The 1,085-nt window shown below is 43.8% G+C and carries 1 protein-coding gene and 1 pseudogene; one reads left to right on the top strand and one right to left on the bottom strand.

Going from position 1 to position 1,085, the window contains the following annotated elements; translation table 11 throughout:
* On the bottom strand, window positions 1-885 hold an 885-nt coding region (locus RH85_RS22175; RefSeq protein ID WP_083824838.1), incomplete at its 3' end, for an IS91 family transposase.
* Window positions 886-992: 107 nt separating this feature from the next.
* Here RH85_RS22175 and RH85_RS22700 point away from each other — a divergent pair.
* Window positions 993-1,085: pseudogene (locus RH85_RS22700) on the top strand (IS6 family transposase); the annotation flags it as partial.

Below are 1,085 nucleotides of genomic sequence, written 5' to 3'. Positions count from 1 at the left end.
ATCTCGATGATCTAGGTATTTAAACGCTACGGTTCCTCCGCTGTAATGCCGTAATCTCGATGCTGAGATTGGTGGGCGCTTTAAGTATCGCCCTAGATAATTCACTGTCTGCTTTAATGCTTTGGTTTTATTGGAAAAATGTATGTTCCAATAACGCTGATATTGGCGGTCTAAAAAAATGGACCATTGTCGATAGTCATAAATATGCCACGTGCTCTCAGTTGATAAATTGAGTTCGGAAAATTTTTTCCTTAGATGTGTTATTAAGCCTCGACGCCAGTGGCTCTCTACATGTTTCTTTTTGAAATAGATGGGTTGCCAGCAGTGGTTTTCATCCAATCCACCTCGGGTGACTGACAGGTGAATATGGGGATGCCAATTAAGTCCTCGCCCATATGTGTGCAAGGCGCCAAATATTCCTACTTCAAGACCATGCTTTTTCGCCCAATTTAACAAGGTATTTGCCGCTAATGAAAATAAGTCATTTAGCAACTTTGGATTGGTTTCGAATATAGGCCAGAGCTCACTAGGCATGGTGAAGGTGATATGTTGATGCTCGCAATCTAGCATGACTTCCATCTGCGTCGCTATCCATTGCTCTGTGGATTTCGTTCCGCAAGAGCTGCAAGCCTTAGTCTTACAGCTTTGGCAAATGACTTTTGTATGGGGGCATTTACCATTACCACAATCGTAGTGTTTGGCTCCCATCAGGTTGGTTCCGCACGCCAACATCTTTTCAACACAAGTGATCTGCCAGAGCGTGAACGTACTAGCGTGCTCCCAAAGTATTTTTTCCCAAGTGTTGTCTTTTTCAAAAAGGAGTTTTGTTGCCCGCGGGACAAATTCTTTTTGAGAGTGGTTTCTGCATCCTGAATAGAAGGTCAATTTGTTGAATGTGTGAGAAATGAAGTGAAGAGAGCATAGCGTCAACAGGGTGAATGTTGAATAAATGATTTAACGGCGCCCACGCTCGATGCGTAGCATCGCTATCTTGGACCCCAATGAGCTACGCCAACCTTAGCGACATGCTGGCAGAGCGAGGGATTTCGGTTAAGCGTTCGACCATTTATCGTTGGTTTATTGAA

Origin of the sequence: Vibrio ichthyoenteri ATCC 700023, assembly GCF_000222605.1 — a bacterium.
In the GTDB taxonomy this organism is placed as follows: domain Bacteria; phylum Pseudomonadota; class Gammaproteobacteria; order Enterobacterales; family Vibrionaceae; genus Vibrio; species Vibrio ichthyoenteri.
This window is presented reverse-complemented; position numbering and strand designations above follow the sequence as displayed.